14 protein-coding genes and 1 other RNA gene are annotated in these 19614 nt (G+C 53.0%); 2 read left to right on the top strand and 13 right to left on the bottom strand.

Going from position 1 to position 19614, the window contains the following annotated elements:
- Positions 1–88: 88 nt before the first annotated feature.
- Both ACH3PB_RS19955 and ssrA read left to right on the top strand, forming a co-directional pair.
- Positions 89–2542 carry an ATP-binding protein gene (locus ACH3PB_RS19955; protein ID WP_416397244.1) on the top strand — a complete coding sequence of 818 codons (2454 nt, stop codon included), beginning with the start codon at positions 89–91 and terminating at the stop codon, positions 2540–2542.
- Positions 2543–2703: 161 nt separating this feature from the next.
- Positions 2704–3058: a transfer-messenger RNA gene (ssrA, locus tag ACH3PB_RS19950) on the top strand.
- 265 nt (positions 3059–3323) lie between these two features.
- Here ssrA and ACH3PB_RS19945 read toward each other — a convergent pair.
- The 13 genes from ACH3PB_RS19945 to ACH3PB_RS19885 form a co-directional block, all read right to left on the bottom strand.
- On the bottom strand, positions 3324–4487 hold the full coding sequence (locus ACH3PB_RS19945) for a hypothetical protein (protein WP_416397243.1): 1164 nt from the start codon (positions 4485–4487) through the stop codon (positions 3324–3326).
- Positions 4488–4507: 20 nt separating this feature from the next.
- A complete protein-coding gene (locus tag ACH3PB_RS19940) occupies positions 4508–5329 on the bottom strand; it encodes a type II secretion system F family protein (RefSeq protein WP_416397242.1) in 822 nt (273 codons plus the stop codon).
- Positions 5323–6201: a type II secretion system F family protein gene (locus ACH3PB_RS19935; protein WP_416397241.1), complete on the bottom strand. Its 879-nt coding sequence runs from the start codon at positions 6199–6201 to the stop codon at positions 5323–5325. Before ACH3PB_RS19935 ends, ACH3PB_RS19940 begins: the two co-directional genes overlap by 7 nt.
- On the bottom strand, positions 6186–7367 hold the full coding sequence (locus ACH3PB_RS19930) for a CpaF family protein (protein WP_416397240.1): 1182 nt from the start codon (positions 7365–7367) through the stop codon (positions 6186–6188). The genes ACH3PB_RS19935 and ACH3PB_RS19930 overlap by 16 nt, the downstream gene beginning before the upstream one ends.
- 1 nt (position 7368) lies before the next feature.
- Positions 7369–8094, bottom strand: coding sequence for a tetratricopeptide repeat protein (locus ACH3PB_RS19925; protein ID WP_416397239.1), 726 nt, complete (start codon positions 8092–8094; stop codon positions 7369–7371).
- The gene (locus ACH3PB_RS19920; protein ID WP_416397238.1) at positions 8091–10049 is read right to left on the bottom strand and encodes a pilus assembly protein N-terminal domain-containing protein; all 1959 of its coding nucleotides are present in this window, start codon (positions 10047–10049) and stop codon (positions 8091–8093) included. The genes ACH3PB_RS19925 and ACH3PB_RS19920 overlap by 4 nt, the downstream gene beginning before the upstream one ends.
- Positions 10046–10777: an OmpA family protein gene (locus ACH3PB_RS19915; protein WP_416397237.1), complete on the bottom strand. Its 732-nt coding sequence runs from the start codon at positions 10775–10777 to the stop codon at positions 10046–10048. Before ACH3PB_RS19915 ends, ACH3PB_RS19920 begins: the two co-directional genes overlap by 4 nt.
- Positions 10778–10990: 213 nt before the next feature.
- On the bottom strand, positions 10991–11746 hold the full coding sequence (locus tag ACH3PB_RS19910; protein WP_416397236.1) for a hypothetical protein: 756 nt from the start codon (positions 11744–11746) through the stop codon (positions 10991–10993).
- A gap of 69 nt (positions 11747–11815) precedes the next feature.
- Positions 11816–12196: a hypothetical protein gene (locus ACH3PB_RS19905; protein WP_416397235.1), complete on the bottom strand. Its 381-nt coding sequence runs from the start codon at positions 12194–12196 to the stop codon at positions 11816–11818.
- Positions 12197–12487: 291 nt separating this feature from the next.
- The gene (locus ACH3PB_RS19900; protein ID WP_416397234.1) at positions 12488–14611 is read right to left on the bottom strand and encodes a putative bifunctional diguanylate cyclase/phosphodiesterase; all 2124 of its coding nucleotides are present in this window, start codon (positions 14609–14611) and stop codon (positions 12488–12490) included.
- Between the two features lie 127 nt (positions 14612–14738).
- Positions 14739–16214 carry a sigma-54-dependent transcriptional regulator gene (locus ACH3PB_RS19895; RefSeq protein WP_416397233.1) on the bottom strand — a complete coding sequence of 492 codons (1476 nt, stop codon included), beginning with the start codon at positions 16212–16214 and terminating at the stop codon, positions 14739–14741.
- A gap of 23 nt (positions 16215–16237) precedes the next feature.
- Positions 16238–18511 (bottom strand): response regulator, encoded by a 2274-nt coding sequence (locus tag ACH3PB_RS19890; protein ID WP_416397232.1) that lies wholly within the window; start codon positions 18509–18511, stop codon positions 16238–16240.
- A gap of 54 nt (positions 18512–18565) precedes the next feature.
- A complete protein-coding gene (locus ACH3PB_RS19885) occupies positions 18566–19429 on the bottom strand; it encodes a phosphate/phosphite/phosphonate ABC transporter substrate-binding protein (RefSeq protein WP_416397231.1) in 864 nt (287 codons plus the stop codon).
- Positions 19430–19614 lie beyond the last annotated feature (185 nt).

Here is a 19614-nt window from a genome sequence, read left to right as displayed (position 1 = left end):
CGCCCCTCCTGAGAGAAATTCGCAAGTATGTCTTATTTATCGCCGTCTATAGGGCGTCGTCCTTCGATCGTGCCACCCGGTCTTATTCATGCCCATTTCAGCTAACAATCTTACAGTCGAGGATCTGCTCCGCAGCCCTGACCTGGCCAGCTCAACGCTCGGCTCGCCGGATCGCTGGCCAAAGGCGCTGTTGACGGTCGTCAAACTGATGGTGGATTCCCAATTCCCTATGTTCGTCGCCTGGGGCCCGAATCTCGCCTTCCTGTATAACGATCAATATTCCCGCATCATGGGCAACAAACATCCAGCCGCCTTTGGTCAGCCCTTTTCCGAAGTCTGGTGGGAAATCTGGTCGGAGATCAGCCCAATCGTCGATAAAGCGCTTGCCGGAGAGGCCACTTTTCACGAAAACATGCCGCTCGTTATTGAGCGTAACGGCTTCCCCGAGCATGCCTGGTTCACGTTCTGCTATTCGCCACTACGGATTTCGGACGACGAAGTAGGCGGAATGTTCTGCACCGTAACCGAGACCACCGTGCACGTCCTGAGCGAACGGCGGAACGCCTTTCAGTTGAAATTGTCGGATAGTCTGGCATCAATTGCCGATCCCGCCGGAGTTGTCACGACCGCAATCAGAATATTGGGTGAGGAAGTTAATGTTTCGCGGGTACTGTTTTCAGAAATCAACGAAGTTGAACGGACGTTTCTCATCAGGCAGGACTGGACGCAGGCAGGGGTCAGCAGCATTGCAGGCTTTTATCGACAACTGGATGATTTCGAGTCCGACATCATAGTCGAACTGAGTCATGGTCGTGCCGTGCTCGTCGACGATGTGGCCAAGGACCCACGACTGCGCCATCAAGCCGCCACCTATAGCCGCGCCGGCATCCAGGCATTTATAGCCATTCCCCTGGTCAAGTCCGGAAAACTCAGGATCGTTCTTCAGCTCCATCAGAGCCAGCCCTATCATTGGACTGAAATCGATCTTCAGCTGGCTCAGGACATGGCCGAACGTAGCTGGTCGGCGGTGGAGCATGCGCGCGCCCAGGCAGAGCTTCGGGCGGAGCGGGACCAGAGCCGACATATCTTCGACAGCATGACGGAGGGCTTCGCCATCGTCGATGCTGACTGGAGAATTCTGCGGATCAACGCCGCGGGGCTCAGGATCAGCCGAACGTCTTCGGCTCAAGTCGCTGACCGGAACTTTTGGAGCATATGGCCAGGGCTGGCGCAAGATAGCCTCGAAGCCTGTCATGGTGGCGTGATGCTGCATCGCCAACCCGTGACTTGTGAGCAGCATTTTGCACTGGGTGACGAGCATCCCAGCATCATCGAGTTGAGGATGTATCCGGTCCCCGAAGGCGGGGTAGCCATCTTTTTCCGTGATGTAACCCAGCGCAAGCGCATTATCGAAAAGCTCAAGGAGACCGACCAGCGAAAGGATGAGTTTCTGGCAATGCTGGCCCACGAATTACGTAATCCACTTGCGCCCATCAGTGCAGCTGCTGAACTGCTGCAAAGCCGGCAGATCGATGCTTCCGAGATTCAGCAAACAAGCGAGGTTATCTCCCGACAGGTCAATCACATGACCAGCCTGGTTGACGATCTCATGGATGTCTCTCGGGTCACTCGAGGACTGATCACACTTGCAGACGATATGCTCGATGTGGAAAGTATCGTATCGGCAGCCGTCGAGCAGGTTCGCCCACTCGTCGATGCGCGGCGCCACCAAATCCAGGTCCTTGTCCCGCCGAGTCAGCTGTGGGTTCAGGGAGACTTGAAACGGCTCGTCCAGGTGCTAAGTAACCTGCTCAACAATGCTGCCAAATACACTCCTGAAGGCGGCAATATTGAAATGAGTGCCAGAGCCGAGGATAGCGAAGTAGTATTCGTGGTGAGCGATAACGGGATAGGCATGCCCCCCGAGCTCATTCCTTCAGCATTCGAACTATTCACTCAGGCGAAGCGCAGCTCCGACCGTTCACCCGGCGGCTTAGGCATTGGACTCGCGCTGGTCAAGCGACTGGTGGAACTACATGGGGGTAATGTCTCAGCTGAAAGCCCGGCTTCAGGCAAAGGCAGCGAGTTCACGATCAGATTGCCACGCGTAGTGCCGAATGGCAGGGAGGCTTCACCCGCGGTCGATGTCTCGAAAGCACCCAACGACAGTTCCACGCTCAAGGTTCTGATTGTCGACGATAACGTTGATGCAGCCGTTATGCTCGCAATGCTGCTCGAGGCAGCGGGCCACTCAGTGAGTGTCGAACATAGCTCCGAAAAAGCGCTTGAGCGCGCCGAGACGGAAAGGCCCGACGTCTGCCTGCTCGACATCGGCTTGCCCGACATGGATGGCAATGAGCTGGCCCGTCAACTTCGGAAGCGGTCAGGTACGGCGTGCAGTACCTTGATCGCTGTGACTGGCTACGGACAAGACAAAGACCGTGAAAAGACCGCAGCCGCGGGCTTCGCGCATCACCTCGTGAAACCAGTCAATGTGCCTGAACTGATGACGCTGCTGTCAGAGCTTTCGCAGCAGCCCTGAGGCACCCAATGTCTCGCATCCGCCTCACTCCCAGTTAGTCAGCCAAGGCTGTCTTACAGCGATGTAATCGTTATTCTCGCTTGGATACAGCCAAGTCGACTTGAAAATCGTCTGGCTGGCTCTATATATGAGCAAGTCAGTGTCGTATACTGACTAATCCTGGGGACGACTTGGTTTCGACGCCGATTACAAACCCAAAGGTGCATGTCGTGAGGGCAGAGACTCACGTACTCCAATCTCTGAAAACTATAGTTGCAAACGACGACAACTACGCTCTAGCGGCCTAAACCCCCGTTAGCGCTCACGCCAAGATGCTTATATCGCGGTACTGAGCGTCATCAGAATAAGCTAGCCATGAGGAATGTCTCCTACCGACTGGCGAAACCTTAAGGAGAATCGCTGTTTACACCCTGCCCCCCGGGTCGTTTACGGCTAGATCAATAGAGGGAAACTAAGCATGTAGAGCCGATGGCAGAGGATTGGCGGACGCGGGTTCAATTCCCGCCGTCTCCACCAAACAAGATGATCAGGGGGTCTAGCAAGATCCCTTGAAAAGCCCCAGCCCTGGGGCTTTTTTATGGATCAGCAGTTCGCATCGTTTCACTGCCTTCCACCATGAATTATGGCTAACTCCCCCCTAGCCCTACTTTGTTCCAACTTGCCTTTCTTGCAATAGACACAGACCCACGGGCTGTTCCTCAACGATAAGCAGAACAGTCCGAGACGATCTTTCACCAGGTTATTAGCGTTCATACTCGCAGCCTTATCTGAAGATCTGGCTCTACCAACCCTCTCCTTCCCTCGGCGTGACAGAGTACCATTCATCCGGTGCAGCGCTCGGCAAGTTAACCCAGAAAGGTGCTGCGAATGTTCCCAGGGCATTCTCGTTCGGATCGATGGGATCGGGGACCGAATCGGCAGCTTTTAGAATAGTCGGACTGGAACAGGACAACTCTCCGGCGAGTGGAGCCAGGGCTGTGTTGATGCTCTGCTGCGCCGTAGGGAAAGATGCGAGGTCTAGCTGAGTTACCAGCTCTTCCAGAACGATGTATACAACGCTGTTAACCAATTCACCTTCGTCCAGATCACTGTTCATGGGGCAACAGATTTTTCCAACATCCACCGATGGAATCTGTTGACCTGTGATTAACAATGCAGAGTTCAGCGTCAAAACGGTCGAATCCAGGAGCGTTTCTATTGCGGCCCCGTAGAGGGATAGAATGTCGCCTTGGTCTTTCAACGACTCCGGACAGTCACACGCCACCGCCCCTCCAAGCGATGAAGTATCAATGAGGCAGCCCGTGAAGGCGGGTGATTTGATTTCATCTTCTAGATTGATGCTTTCACAGGGCTCGCCAGAGGCGACTTTTTGCGACATCCAACGTGATTGAATCTGGCTTGGCGCTATAGGGCAATTTAGTGGTGATTCCCGGAATAGATGACCGGGCAATCCTCGATCGCCTCGGCCAACTCCGTAGTTGAGGCCGCTCTGTAGGGCGTTGAAGTAGCTCACATTGCCGGTTCCAGACAAATAGTCCGTCCCTCTGCTGCTCGTCAATTCGTCGCTGATTGTTTTGATGCAAGCGACGCCAGTACAGGCAGAGCCGCTGTAATAAACGGCCTCTCTTGATGTAAAGCGATCATCCCGTACACCAATCAGGGTGCGATACGCTGTCTGTTGGGATCGGTCCAGGAAGAAGATGCGCGGGGCATCATGCTCATCGAAGTCAATGGCTTCTCCAAGAACCCGGCCAGCGGCGTCAGCAACTAGGGTTTTAGAGGACTGCTTCGCCATGTAATGTTTAACCAAGGCGTCCCGGACCATGACAATACCAACCAGGGTACCGAATCCCAGGATAGAAATAATGATGATGAGTTCCAAAGTAATAACGAAGCCGCCCTGGCGACGCAAGTATCTCAGTCGGTTGGTTCGTTCGTACAGCATGATGACCCTTCCTTTTGGCGTCAGATTAAATAATCCAGTAGTTCAAATATCTCAGCGAGCTTTATTGCAGCCGGAAAGATCACGATGACCCCGAACATGGGAAGGCCCACGATCATCAGCGCAAACAAGAGAGAGATACTTTTCTGACTAATGAGCTTGCGGTTCATTTCCTCCTGCTGCGCTCTAAATACCTCAGCCTGACGCGCCAGGTTTTCAAACATCGGAGAACCGGCGGCTTGGCCGACTTCAAAAGATGCGGCAAGTGCCTGTAACTGGCGTACCCGCGTTCTTTGGTAGAGTCGCCCCATCGCTTTCTGGAAAGATTCACCGGATTCGATTTCCATAGCGATTAATCGGAGTTCGACAGCCAGCGGATGACCCCGTTCGAATCCATATTCTCCAGCCTCCTTGAGCGAGCGGAGCAACGACATGCCAGAAGTCAGATAGGCGTTGACCAGATCGACAAAAAAACTGAGATTGGCCTGTACTCGGAGTCCGCGAAGCTTTCGGCGTTGCAAAAGGAAAAGGTCAATGGAAAAGAAACTTGTAACCAGGCTGGCGGCCATCAACCAGACAGGCGGATCCGCATTTATCTCTGTAAACAGGAGCACGGAGCCGATAAAGAGAAATACCTTTCCTGGCCAGTAGATCCAGACGAAATCCGTGGGCACAAATCCAGCCTGGCGCATCAGCTTGCCCGGATAAAATCTGAAGCTTTCAGGTTGCTCCATATCGAACGCCAGTTCCGGCCTCAGCTCGGATCGGCTTAATACGTACACTCCAAGTAATGACGCCCCACAGGCAAGCGCTAGAAAGATATCAATGCTGAAAGAGCTCACCATGACTTGCTCCTGAGAATTGCGCGCGTCCATAACAGACCCACAACCTGTAAGAAAACGGCCAGGTAGAGAATAACGGGGCCAGCAGGGTGCGTAGTGATAGGCGCAAGCCATCCCGGCTCCTGACTCTGAAAGAATGGGATTAACAGATACGGAAACGCCGCTGCGATCAGCAGCGCGTATTTTGCTCCGGAGAGTTGGCCGCGAGACTGGATTAGGAAAGTCTTTCGCTCACGCAATACTTTTGACAATGCCCGAAGCAGCGCATGAAAATCCGCACCACCGTGCCAACGTGATCGAAGCAGGTTGACGAAAAGGCTGACGCCTTCGGATCGGTACCGGTCCAGAAGCCGAGCCGTAGCGCCGTCAATGGAATCGCCCAGTTTAAGCCTCATTACGAGATAATCGAGTTCAGTCTTGACCATAGGAGGAGCGCCTTGTGAGCCTACCTCAATGGCTCTTACGGCAGTAATGCCACTGGCGGATAGAGACGCTGCAAGATCCAGCGTATCAACCAGGTGCCACTCAAATTCCTGCGCGCGCCAGACCACCAAATCCTTGAGAACATAAACAGCGAGTGGCAAGAAGGTCACCCCTGCGCAGATACTCAAACCTGCTTGGTCCTCAAACAGTGTCAGGAACAGGAGACTGATGGTCACCGCGACCAAACAGAGGCCGGCGGCAAACACCAAGGGTTCCAGGCGCACCCCCAGTATCTGGAGATGTCGGGTGAGGATGGAGAGTCTGGCTTCGAGCAGCTCTGGGGACGCACCATCGGCATCCACCTCCTTCGTTCGATGAGAGAGGCGGACAAAATACGCGCCTGAAAACAATAGGAGGGCAACCGCCAGGATAATCGCTATCCGTTCCAACATGATCGTCGCTCCCGGGGTTCGCAAAGTTCTCGCAATTGGCGCTTACCATCCCGTGACTCGATCTCCACTATGCTAAGAACTTTCCGTCGTCCCTGAGCATCCCGACCAACGTGGACGATCATCCCTATGGCTGCGTCTACCATATCTCTAATCGCTTCCCGCGGCGCGTTGGCGTCCGCGAGCAGTGCCAGCGTCTCCATGCGCTTTAGAGCTTGCTGCGGATTGTTGGCGTGAATCGTTGAGAGGCTGCCGTCATGACCGACATTCATCGCCTGAAGCATATCGAAGACCTCATCGCCCCGAACTTCACCTACGATGATGCGATCTGCGCGCATCCGCAAAGCATGACGCAGCAGCGAACGCAGGCCCTGTTTGCCTTTGCCTTCACTATTCTCCTGACGACTCTCCAGCGAAACCACATGGTGATGATGCAACGCCAGCTCGGCCGAATCCTCGATTGTAACGATCCTTTGATTGGCGGGAATGAATTCCGATACGGTATTTAGCAACGTTGTTTTACCTGTGCCGGCACCGCCAGTGAACACAATATTCACACGGTTGCGGACAGCAAGCCGCAAGGTTTCAGCCATACCTTCAGACAGCATGCCTTTGGTCACGAGATCTTTGAGACTGGCATGCGACTGATGAAAGCGACGGATGCTGACCACTGTGCCTACAGGGCTCAATGGAGGAATGATGGCATGCAGGCGACTGCCGTCTGGTAGTTTGGCGTCAACCGCAGGATTTGAGGAATCAAGATGCTTTCCCTGGCTCCCAACGAAACGATCCACAAAGCGCCTGAGATGAGCCTCGTCGTCAAAGCCCACTGAGGATCGCTCAAGAAGGCCATCCCGTTCTATCCAGATGTTTGTCGGGCCGTTGACCAGGATGTCGGTCACGTCTGGATCTTCCATCAACGGCTGCAAGGGCCCCATTCCGGAAACTTCACTGATGACCCCGCGCGCTAGGGCTTCGCTTTCTTGCTCAGACATATTCAATCCGACCTGAGCGGCAACGACGCGTATCAGAGAGTGCACTCGAGCCTGAACCTGCTGCCCGTCCTGTAGGTCCAGCGGGTCCGAATCCAGTGAAGTGATCAATCGTTTGTGTATATGCTGGCGGGCTTTGGCAAGTATCGGCGCACGCTCCTGATCAGGTTGACTCATATCAGGCGCCTCCGAGGAACTTGGCGAGTTCAAGACACACGGGGTTATGGGTCAGCCCCAGTATGCGTCCCTCCGGCAGGCGAAACGAGTCTCTGTGAGTGTAGGACTTGGCATATTGCTCGCAGGCAGCCGACTCGTTGTCAGAAAGTTCGTAGAGTAGCCCGCGATGGTACGCAATCCGCCATTCCGGGGCTCCTAGTTGCTCAGCCGCTGCTAGTGCAGAAAATCCTTTTTGTGGCTCATGATTAAGATAGAACACCGCGGCAAGCGTTTCGTGGATGCCGGGGTGCATCGGGCTCAGACGCATCTGGGGCTCTAACAGGGCCTGGGCGCGGCGGGTATTGCCCTCCTCCATTGCTAGCCGCGCAGCCAGAATGGCGGCTTCTGGTCTCGGCCGATTATTGGCCAATAACACATCGAGATAGTATTGGGCTTCACGATTTTTATTTCGAGCCTGATAGGCCACCGCTAGCGCAAGCTGAAGCCTTTCATAGTCGGGAAACTTGGTGAAAAGCTGCGTCAGGCGCCGTAAGGCGCCATCGCAGCCATTGAACAGTGATTGCGGATCAGGGCGACAATACTCACCAGATTGAATGTTGACGAGCTCATGTTCTATCAGCCGCGTTACTTCCTGTTCGGGGTCGCCAATCTCGCCGACAAAGGTCTGCTGCGAAGCGCAACCCGTCATGGCGAGAACCAGCAATACAACGAGCTGGAGCTTGTTCATTGTGTACCCCACTGATGGTTTTCGGTTAATGAAAGGAGATGGCTTGCCAGGTCGGTTGTGGAAGGGAAGGCCCAAAGGTGTACACGTTCATCTGGTGTTCTGATGATATTAGGCGTCACCACAATGACAATTTCGCGAGTCTGCTCAGTTTGCGATGTGGCCTCGGCCAGCTTCCCAAACAGTGGTAAGTCTCTGACGCCCGGAGTGAAATCATTCTGCTCCGATTGGGCCTGATAGACCAAACCCCCAAGTACCAGAGGCTGACCATCGCTGAGACGAGCACTAGTGCTGATGCTTCGCGTATTGAACGCCGTGGAGTTCAAAGAGGTTCCCGTACTATCTGTGATTTGCTGGGTCAAAGTAGTGTCCGGCATGGAAACAGTTGGGTTGAGATCCAGAGTGATGTTGTCTGATTCATCCACCATCGCTTTCACGTTCAAATTAATACCGAAAGCCTTGAACGATGTTCCACTGAAGACACCTGGGGTATTCGCACCGACTTCGTCACCATCTTTCAAGCCTGTTGGAGCAAATGCGGTAGGGACCGGCACCTCTCCTCCCACGTTGAAAGAGGCTGATTCACCGGCTAACACCATGAGCGTTGGACGCGACAGAGTCCGGGAAATGCCTTCCTTCTCCATCAGCGAAAACAATAGATCGAAGGCGAGATCATCACCTCCAATCTGCAGATTGTTGGTCAATGTCCCTCCCAGCACCTGAAGGGCGTTTTCTACAGTAGAACTCTGTGGAGGTGTGCTGGAAAGTCCACCAAGGGAGAACAAACCCTGATCAGAGTAACCTTGAGTCAGCAACGTAAAATCGGGGCGCCACTGCCGCATCTGTGTCCGATTGACTTCATGAATCTGGACCGACACTCGAATTTGCGGCAGGTCTCTCACCTCGATCATGGATAAAAGGCGGCCCCCGCCCAGTGACAGTAACTTTGAGCGGGCCACATTCGATCGGATACCGTTTTCGTTGATATCGCCGGAGCCGAGAGCTGCGCCCGAGCCAAACGCAAGGGTTCGAGACCCGACAGCTGAACTACCCCTCAGCAATCCTCCAGATTCGTTGGTGACAGGTACAAGGTCATAGCCCGCAGCTTCATCTACACCACCAATCAGCCGTGAGACAAGGTTTAAGATTCGGGTTAGGGCTACCTGATCTCGCACTTCCCCTTCCAGAAGGAAGGTGTCAGCCAGATCGTCCCGAACGTCACCGCGTACCACCCGCCGAATACGGACATCCCCGCCTCCCATGGGCACGATAGCGGCCATGATTTTATGCTCCAGCGTTCGCGGTAAGGTTTGGACCTGGATCAGATTGATGACTGCCACTCGGGGCTTAATAAGGTCACTCGTGGCATTGAGGCGGAACGCGTCCGAGAGTGACTGCTGGGCGGTTGCGACCAGATCCAGAGGAGAACCCGCCTGGACGCCCGGGACCGAGTTACTGGCGAGTGAATTGGGGCGTCGCGACTGTAGAGCGCCCAGATAATGTCGAGCAGCCGTTTCGGCCGCCAACTTGTACTGAACATTGGGCACTGCTCCCCGTAGCACGAGTGCAGGACGGTCCGGCGCCATTTCCACACGAATCCGTGAGTGGATATCTGATAGTGCATCTCTAAGCAACGACATGTCTTCACTGACCCCGAACATGAGCGTCTGGCTGGTTCCATCCTCGTACCACACCATAATCGTGGTGCGACCGACGTTCTTGGCCAGCATCAGGAGCTCCCTCCCGCCAAGCACTTCGATTTCGATAATGGAATCCTGACCCACTGCGACCCGTTTGACGTCTCGATCAAACACCAGGCGTGAATGCGTCCACTGCACCAATGCCCGATACTCAGAGGTGTGTCGGCCATGGGAGTCCTCAATGTACTTAAGGTTGGCGAGCGTTGTTGCGGGGATGCAAAGCATGCCCGTGACCATGACTGCCTTTAGGATTTTCATTGCTGCGACCCTCCTGCGAGATCTGATAATGCGAGTCCTGCTATCTCGGCGCAGCGTGGCTGTTTCCGGTTGGCATCGGATGGGAGGAACGTTATAAGCTCAATTCGGCGATTCAGAGACCAGGATCGAGCAGCCTCCCGCATCTGGAGAGGACTCGTCTCGCCCACTCCGAACTGTTGTACCCGCTGCTCGAGCACACCTTGGGAAATAAGGAATCGGCGCGCCGCCGCTGCACGTTTCTCAGAGAGCATTTGGTTATAGGCTGCATTGCCATCCACGTTTGTGTGGCCAATGATCAGAACAAAAGGCATGAGTGGGCTGCGGGCCATTTCCCGGGCAAACCATTTCAGATCCTCTGCCAGCGAATCCGGAATGTCGTGCCTTCCCTGTGCGAATGAGGCACCGCTGACAAAGCGCTTGTAAGAACCCAAGTGGCCGCTAGCTGAATTGCTTTCTCGCAATTCCCATGGGCGTTGGCCGGGGGCTGCTTTGACCAATGGGTGAAAATCCAGTACGCAGCCCTGCTGAAACGATTGATATCTTTGACGGCTGTCGCGGGCATTGAACGCCGATGGCTTGACGTCTGTGGTAAGGTGGTAATGCGCTGCCAGCCCCCTTGCCTTTGAGTTACCCGCCACGTCATTAGCGGAATAAACCGGAAAACTCCCTTGGCTAGCGCAACCCGAGCTAAGTGCACAGCACATCAGTAAACGAATGGTTGCTTTCATGGCTTACCTCTATGTAGCTATCCGTACCTTCCACCTAGCCAAACCCATGCCAAGTTATTTATTTCATTAAATTCATACACTTAGAGCTTCCGACAAACATCTTTTGCAGAATGCGAGATAATGTTCGCATTCTGGTAGCAGAGGTTTTTGCATTTTGCAAAAAAAAAGACCGCAGTGCGGTCAGATGAAGGGGATCTTAATTATAAGAACAATTCAATCGTTCATAGGAACGGCAACTTGCCGTCTAATCAACCCAGCGACAATCTCAATATTTCGATGCGTGGGCGCCGGTTCAATGCTGACACGCGAATCGGAATCTGAGCTGGAATGACCAGATCCGTGAAGAACGATAGATACAACATCTGAAGAGCGAATGCTTGCCAAGGGATACACATATTCGGGTGCAATGGCTACAACCATTGAGAATGCGAGCCGACTTGCAGGACCGGATACCGATGCAAGATTGCCCGCGGGCAGCTCTCGGCCGTTTTTACCCCCCATAACACCCACCAGACGAACGTCTCTAGCTAGAGTCCGAACTCCTTTTGGGCCAGTTGCCAGTACGTCGAAGAGGTCGCCGTTGCGCAGTTGGCTATGAGGAATAGCGCCGGGCTGCGGCTTCATGGTATAGAGAACCTTCCCTTCTGGAACTTGCTGAGCAAGCCAAGAACGCGGGGGAGTTGCGAGCTCATTTCGACGGAAAATCTCACCGTGTTTTTTGTCATTGGCGAGCCGCTTTCCTAATAACCGCGCTGGATCTTTTATTCCCGTAACCTGTTTATCGACCCGTACCTTCTGAATCATCGTAGGCTCTATGCTGACTCCCGCAGGCCAATTGCCGGCAATGCCCAGGACCTCGTGAGTGGTGATTCGTTCCACTTGACGGACCCCCAGCACACTGGCAAGAACGCCAGAAATAAGAAACATGCTGATTGCGGCAGTTGTGCTTCCTGTGAATTTCTTGTTCATGTCGACCCCCAATGAATATGAGCTTCTATGGCCGCGACAGGAATCCACCGCGGCCATTGGGTTCTCAAATCAAGGAGCCGAGACAGTGCCGGTGTTGGCGGCGGCAGAAGATCCGAGGCTCGCCGTTGTGGAACCACCTTCCACGGGCGTCGCTGCTACGAAGGTGAACTCGACGTCATCACCAGCGTTGGAGTCTGTAGAGTCTCCGAAAACCGACCCTTCGACCGCTGCAGTTTTCTCGCCATTGACGATGCCATTGAAGGCGTAAGTTTGATCCAGATGGCCGATAGCCTCAGAAACGTCCTCCATCTCAGCAGTGAGCGAATCTCTCATAGTAACCATACCCGCAACCAGTCCGGTGACTAGAACGGTGGAAAGCAGGACCAACTCGGTTGTCAGAACAAATCCACCTTGCCTGGATGCCAATGGGCTAACCTGAATATTCTTCATTATCAGTACCTCTCATTTGATAATATATTTTATTTGTGTGACCTGCGCCTCACATATTATATAGTTCATTAAACGTGCCAACTTTTATTCTCTAAGTATAAACAATTACTTATGAATATTTATTATTATTTTATAACAGACATTCCGCTTACACTGGATATTGGAATGCAAGATGCAAACCTAATTGCATAGAGATAAAGAAGAATTCAGTCCTGGAGCTAGAACCAAAAGCAACGAAAAAAGACCATCAAAGATGGTCCTATTAAATTAATAATCCTCTATTGCAATTTACTAGCTCGCTAGAAGTGATCCTGCAAAAAACATGCGGAATTGGCTACTGGGAACAGGCTTACCCGTAAAATAGCCTTGAACTGAATCACAGCCCAGCTCTGTCAGTTTTTCGAGTTGCTCGGCGGTTTCTGCGCCCTCAGCGATCACATGAAGGTTTACATCGTGGCCTACGGTAATGATGGCCCTCGCAATTGCCTCTGCAGTCGGGTCCGAGGTGATAGACTGGACAAAACTACGGTCAATTTTCAGGCAATCTGCCGGCAAGTTCTTGAGGTAACTGAGTGAGGAGTAGCCTGTTCCAAAATCGTCAATGGCGACCCGAATACCCATATCGCGCAGGTCAGTCAGGTTCTTGAATGCCTTGCTCATGCCATCCACCATAATGCTTTCGGTGACCTCCAGCTCGACCAGTTGCGGCTGAATTCGATGGTGTTGAAGGCCAGCCCTAAACTCTTCCACAATCGTTCGAGTGTTCAGATGAATGCCGGAGATATTTATCGAAACAGGGACAACTTCAAATCCCTCCTCTCGCCAGGCGACTATCTGATCAAAGACCCTCTCCACTACCAGATGACTGAGAGAAATAATCAACCCAGACTTTTCTGCAATCGGTATGAATTGCGCAGGCGAGACAAACCCCATCTCCGCGTTGTGCCACCGAATCAGGGCTTCCATACCAATGAGCGATCGGTCAGAAAGGTCATATTTCGGTTGGTAGTACATTTCGAGAACACCATCTGCAATATCCCGTCTGAGAAGACGCTCTATCTCGACATCAAGGCTAATACGTGCTTTGAGCGCAGCGTTATATCGATGCACCCGGAGACCATTGGAGGATTGAAAATCTGACTGAATAGCGTAGGCAGTCGCCGTTAACAGACCATCGGTGGTGGGGGAGGCTTCACTCGTATCCGCAACGCCGACAACCCAGTCAATGCCGAGAAGGTAGTTACTGATCTCAATGCTGGTCGAAACCCGTCGTAGTAGGAGCGTTGCGAGATTATCGATAAACTCCGAATCGTAAAGGGCCGAAAGCACAATGACGTAATCCGATTCGGATAGCCTCGCAATCAGATACTCAGGGCGCTTAGTCTCGACCGGTAATGTGCTGAGAAAGCTATCAAGACCGAGTTCCAGTCTTTCGACAATCACTTGAGCAACTTTAGCCGCTCCATCGCGGCCGATGGTCGGCTCGAACTTACGCAAGTCCGACGCCGAAAAGCGCAAAACCGCGGTCTGCGTGTTCGTTTCCCGGTCTTCCCGTAGCCGAGCTCTGAGCTCCTCTAACAGCCGCCTTTCATTGGCAGTTCCAGTTACGGAGTCCTTATATGCTAACGGCTCGCAGTCAAGGGCAGCGCTCTGGCCCTGCAGTAGGCATAGCCACTCGCCCTCTGCGCCCGGTACAAACCTCCCCTGAAGTGACTCCCGGTTTCCGTCTGCAAAGTACTCGATAACGAATCTTTCACACGCTTGCGTGCTTTTCGCCGCTGCCCAGGCAACCATCACAGAATCAGAGAATGTCTCGCCGAGAGATTGGAAAAAATCCCTACGAACAAGCAGCTGTGCTCTCAGCTCAGCGGGCAGCCGCTCGATCTGGTGGGTGCCCTGTATGATCCCGTCAGAGTCGAGCAGCAGCATGATTTCTGATGAAGTTTTCAACATGGACGAAATTTGATGGCTACGATTTTCAAGATGTTTTTTCACCGCACTGGCGCTGATGAGAGAGCTTAAGCGCTGAGAGATAATTCGCCAGTTCAGAGGCTTCACGACAAAATCCGTAGCACCGGACTCGAAAGCAGCATCAATAGAGTCGTCGTCATCCTGGCCCGTTGCCATAATAATCGGGACAGCTGCGCCATTGAGTTGTTCCCGCATTTTACGACAGGTTTCAAACCCATCCATACCCGGCATGCGCGCGTCCAGCAATATGGCGTCGAATTTGTGGGAGGCCAGCCAGCTGAGCGCCGTATATCCATCCGACGCTTCAGTAACTCCGAAGCCAGCTTTGGAAAGCGCCAAGCGCGAGACCATTCGAACGGCGAGGTCGTCGTCTACAATCAGAAGACGGTAGCGCTGTGGTGCAACCGCTGGTTGAGCGTCGGTCAATGAGGTGGTGGCAGCCATGACAATCTCCGGTGGAAAACCTGTTGTCAAAGACCCAGCATCTAGCATGCCAACTATTTAGATCATACTTTTCAGTTAGTTACATAAGATTCTTGACGCGCAGCAAAATGGATTTGCAGAATGCAATTCACATTGACTCGCCTGCGAGCTGCTCTTTATCCCACTGCTGCTTCTTGCGATAAATGGTCGAGGCACTGATTTCCAGAAAGGCGGCCGCTCTCGGCACATTGCCGTCGCATTTCTCGATAGCCTCCTCAATAATGCGTTTCTCCTCTACCCACAGCGGCAAGATCGCTTGGTGGCCGGGGTTGGCAAGTGGGCTATGATGTCCAGCAGCTTCATTGGCGAGGGCCACTGGCTTTGCCGCTCCGGCACTGACAAGAGCACTGTGCTCACTGAGAAGCGGCCGGCTATCCCTGACCGGCGGAGCCTCCATCAGGCTAGGCAACATAGACATTTCAATGACAGTGCCCTCGTTTAATACCACCACATTTCTGACAACGTTGCTTAGTTCACGGACGTTACCGGGCCAAACGTAGTGCATAAAGAAAGTTTCTACTTCCCTGCTGAAGCTCCTGAACTGCTTCTTTTCATCTTTGGCATACTGCTTGAGCAGAGAGTGGGCGATAAGCATTATATCGCTCCCACGCTCCCGCAGAGCCGGCATGTGAATCGGGATAACGTGCAAACGGTAGTATAAATCCTCTCGAAACCGCCCCTCTTGAACTTCCCGCAGCGGGTCTCGATTAGTAGCGCATATGAAGCGAATGTCCACATTGAGCTCTTTACTGCTCCCGACCGGTGTAAACGTGCCAGATTGAATCAACCTGAGTAGTTTACTCTGAAGATCTAGCGGCATCTCGCCAATCTCGTCCAGAAACAGAGTACCGCCAGATGCCCTCAAGGCAGCACCGTCCCGAGCTGCGGACGCGCCTGTAAAAGCACCTTTGACGTGGCCGAACACTTCACTTTCTATCAGGTCCCGGGGAATCGCTGCGCAGTTCAAGGCAATGAAGGGAGCATTGACTCTAGGACTTTCTGCGTGCAGCGCCTCCGAACACAGCTCTTTCCCGGTGCCGCTCTCACCGGTGATAAAAACTGATGCATTGCTTTTTCCGGCGCTTTCCACGATGCGGTAAACATTCTGCATGGGCAGTGAGGCACCGATCATCCGGTGGAACTGCTCGCGCTTGTAGACTCTCTCGTACTGCTGAACCGTCTCTACGAGCTTTTGCTTTTTAAGGATATTCTTAAGGGTGACCTCGAGGCGAGCCTTGTCAAACGGCTTGGAAATAAAGTCGCTAGCACCGCGCTGCATGGCGTCAACCACCAAGTCAACCGAACCATGAGCGGTGATTACGATGACCGGCAGTAATGGTGTCTCGGCCTGAATCCCATCCAGAATACTTAGCCCGCTCATGTCCGGCAGTCGCACGTCAGTGATCACAACATCAAATTTATGCTGAGCTAGAAGCTCGAGAGCTTCGGAGCCGCTGTGGGCCGTCTGGACAGAGTAGGCACTCTGGAGGTAGCTCTGGTAGACCATTGCGTTGGAGGGGCTGTCTTCCACCAAAAGCACACTTGGGCGATGTTCACTCGGCATAGACGCTTCCCTGGTTGGATGGTTCACTCGACAATAGCTCGAGATGCCTTCAGACGTTCACGATAGTCAGCATAGGCGACCAGTGTTTCCTCTGCTACCTGCTTTAACTTGGTGATGGCGTCGCCATCAGAACAAGCGCTCGAATGACTGGCCAACTCTTCCAGTTCCTTGGCGGCAGTCTGGAGCCTGAGGCCGCCAAAGGTGCCTGAACTGCTCTTTAAAGCATGGGCCTGCTCACGTATTTCCAGTTCATCACTACTCGCTTCGGCTTTTTCCAGACCTTCTAGGCGCTTCTTGATTTCATTCATAAAGACAGAAATCATCATCGGGAGATTTTCCGCGGAGGTGTCTTTTATCAACTGTTCCAAGACGTCCTCTGACAGCACCAACGGGTTCTGGTGGCTTTCAGTATTTGACTGCATCTGTTGCTCCTCCTGAGTATGCTCACTCAGACACTTCTCGATCGACTGACTGAGGCGTTCAATGGTAAAAGGTTTACTGACGAAATCATTCATACCTATCTGGAAGCACCGCTCTATTTCGGATCTCTCGGCGTTCGCTGTCAGGGCAATGATGGGCGTTTTCGAATTCCTCCTGCCTGATGTTCGGATCCGCTGCGTGGCGTCCAGACCGTTGAGCTCTGGCATTCTTATATCCATTAGAATGACCGAATAATCAGTTTTTTCGGCCTGTTTCAAAGCATCTTTGCCATCATGGGCGACATCGACGATGTAGCCCCGGTTTCTCAAAAGTGCTGCACCTATTATCAGGTTCGCTTCAACATCGTCGACCAGCAGGATTTTGAGGCCGGACGACCCGGCGGCACCTTCCTCTAAGTCAGGACGGTCTGCCGGATCGCTGGACATATCTTCCGAAGGCAATTTATCAACAACATCAAACGGTATTTCGAAAGTGAATGCCGATCCGACATCAACCTCACTCTCCAGCCATATTTTCCCTCCCAGTCCAGTCACTAGTCTTTTTGCAATTGCCAGACCTAGACCAATGCCGCCATAACCCGAGTCACGAGTAGCGTCAGTCTGCTCAAACTCTGAAAAAATGGTATCAACAAGTTCGTGTGGAACGCCCGGGCCAGTATCCTTGACGACGAGACGCAACCGCCTGTGTGAGGCTCCCGGAAGCGCTTCGACCTCACTTGCGGAGACAGTGATTTGGCCCTCTTCGGTAAATTTATAGGCATTATCCACCAGGATAGTGAGAATCTGACGCAGACGTTCTCCATCTGTTCCAATGAAGGAGGGGATAGCGTCTTCAAATTCCGCGTAAAGCCCGATTTTGGGCTTTACGCCCGTTGCGAGGATTGCCGACTGAACTGCCCGCACCAAGTCGCGCAAGGAACAAGGTTGCTGTCTGACCTGAACGTGCCCCGCTTCAATTTTCGAGAAATCGAGAACCTCGTTCACCACCTGGAGTAGTGCGTCTCCTGAATCGCGAGCGAGATCCAGGTAGTACTGTTCAGACTTCTGGAAATTGCCCCGCTCGCGAATTAGAGCAAGCGAGCCAAGAACCGCGTTCATCGGAGAACGGATTTCATGGCTCATATAAGACAGAAAGCGCGACTTTGCCTGAGAAGCTTTTTCGAGCTCCTTGTTCGTTAGCCTCAGAGTTTGCTCGCGCTCGATCAAGGCGGTCGACATCTGATTAAATGCCCGAATGGTTGCAGAGATTTCGTCCCGCCCATCGACAGGTATCGGCTCAACTGCAACACCGGATTGCAGTTTATCACTGGCGTTTTGCAATAGCAGAATGCGGTTGGTCAGATACCGGGCCAAAAGCCAAGAGCAAAGGCCGACGAGCATGAGCTCGAACAGCGCAATGAGGTAGAGTTGCGCTTTGGCTTGCGAAGTGACCGAGTATAACTGCTCAAGGGAAAAGCCAAACCTGAGCAAACCAAGAGTCTGACCCTCGACTTCAAGCTTGTGTACCACGTCGTATACCCCGTCGTTAACCTTGTCGACAGCCTGGTCCGGCGGTGGCGCGGAGGCCGGAAACTCGCCAATGCTGACGAGTTTCTTACCCCGTTGCTCCAGGGTAACGTAGACGACACCATTGAGCGCGCCGAGCTTCCTGACATACTCATCTGCTGTTGCCAGGTCATAGGCGATTAGTGAGTCCAGCAAAACCGTATCTGCCAGCATGACGGTATCGTCCGCTCGTTTTTCGATTTCGGTCTCCCCCAGGCCCTGAATGAAGCGGGCGGCCTGCCAGACTAAAAAGGAGAGGAAAAACAGCTCTATCGCCGCGATGCCGAGAATCGTCTTCCATTTGAATGACATTGATCGCGCTCCATTCTCCACTAAAGCAACTACATCGGGTGCCATTTGTGAAATCTACTCAATGTGCAAGGCTCGGACATCGTCCCAGTCAGAGTCGACCGCATTGATGAAACCATTCATTCCCAGGTCGCGGATGACCTGCGCTCCCTTTTCGGAAGAGGCCATATCAATCAGCGCCCGTTGCACGCTCCCGCGCAGCTTCGCTGAAATTTGGGGGTGGGCTGCAAAAGCATGACCCGTGTAGCCGGGGGAGACCCATAACACCCTAAGTTTGTCCTGCAATTCTTGCGAAACTTCGTTCAGAGTTCTGACGATTCCACCGCCTCCCGCAAAAAGCCCTTTAGCGACTGACTGATACACTGAGTCGTGAGAATTGACGAACGTCGCCGTATGCCCGGGCGCGGCCTCGTCCAGGGAAGTCCTGGGAATCATAGTCGCGGCGAATGCTCGGGGAGCGGGAAACGCCAGGTTTTTTCCTGATAGATCCTCTAGCGACTCTATTCCAAGATCAGAAGAGACCACGATAATCCCTTGGATAACATGATCCCGTTGCCGAGCAATGGCAACATAGCCCGGAGCATCATTGAACATCGTAAAGTGATAGGGATTCATATATGCGAAATCGTAGAAGCCCTCAGCCAGCCGCGCCTCGAATTCAGGAATGCTCGGAGCTGTTGCAAATTCAATAGTTAACCCTGTTGTTTCTGACAACAGGTTAATGAGTGGCACCCATTCGCGGGCTAGTTTTTCAGTGGCCTGTTGGGGCACAACGCCAAAGGTGAGAACTTTATTTTCCAGGACCTGACCGATTGCGGTCTGTGAGCAGAGCATCAAGGCGGTCAACGCCATCGTTGGTAGATAAATGCGCCGAGTCAACATGGATTCCAATCTCGAAGTGATGTTGATCGGCTCATGCATTTTTCAAACCATTATGAGTAAAGCAACGTGGCGATGTGCAGTCAGAACAGCATGGTGTCATACGATCCTGCGAAAAATGCAACTTGCTTTGCATTTTGCATGTCATTCTGTGGAATACGCGCCGGGTTTGATCAGCTCGAGAGGAGTGTCAAGAGCTTTGTTGAAACTGGCACCAAATTCGCTTC

Origin of the sequence: Allohahella sp. A8, from assembly GCF_047946665.1 — a bacterium.
Taxonomy (GTDB): domain Bacteria; phylum Pseudomonadota; class Gammaproteobacteria; order Pseudomonadales; family Oleiphilaceae; genus Allohahella.
Note: the sequence above shows the minus strand (reverse complement) of the source record. Positions and strands in the feature narration are given on the sequence as shown.